This window comes from Burkholderia sp. WTPI3 (assembly GCF_021483755.1).
GTDB lineage: Bacteria > Pseudomonadota > Gammaproteobacteria > Burkholderiales > Burkholderiaceae > Burkholderia.
This window is the reverse complement of the sequence record NZ_JAGIXF010000232.1, coordinates 1-620: the sequence shown is the minus strand read 5'-3', so window position 1 is coordinate 620 and position 620 is coordinate 1. Positions and strand designations below refer to the sequence as shown.

Annotated in this window: 1 protein-coding gene; it reads left to right on the top strand. The window is 67.1% G+C overall.

The annotated features are described in order from the left end of the window. Window positions 1-620: ABC transporter ATP-binding protein (locus J7024_RS37045; protein WP_175770770.1), on the top strand; the 620-nt coding region annotated here is incomplete at both ends.

Sequence of the window (620 nt, the reverse complement as noted above, 5' to 3'; positions counted from 1 at the left end):
TTCAACAAGACGCAGGGCGAACTGCTCGTGCTCGACGACGCGAACCTGTCGCTGCGCGAAGGCGAGATCGTCGGGCTGCTCGGCCGTTCCGGGTCGGGCAAATCCACGTTGTTGCGCATCATCGCCGGCCTGATCGAGCCGACCGGCGGTGAAGTGACCTATCTCGGCAAGCCGCTGCGCGGCCCGGCCGAAGGCGTCGCGATGGTGTTCCAGACCTTCGCGCTGTTCCCGTGGCTGACCGTGCTGCAAAACGTGGAAGCCGGCCTCGAAGCGCTGGGCGTCGGCGCGCGCGAGCGGCGCGAACGCGCGCTCGCGGCGATCGACCTGATCGGTCTCGACGGTTTCGAGAACGCGTATCCGCGCGAGCTGTCGGGCGGGATGCGCCAGCGCGTGGGCTTTGCGCGCGCGCTCGTCGTCGACCCGACGATCCTGCTGATGGACGAGCCGTTCTCGGCACTCGACGTGCTGACCGCGGAAACGCTGCGCACCGACCTGCTCGATCTGTGGACGCAAGGCCGGATGCCGATCAAGTCGGTGCTGATCGTCACGCACAACATCGAGGAAGCGGTGTTCATGTGCGACCGGATTCTGGTGCTGTCGTCGAACCCGGGCCGCGTGAT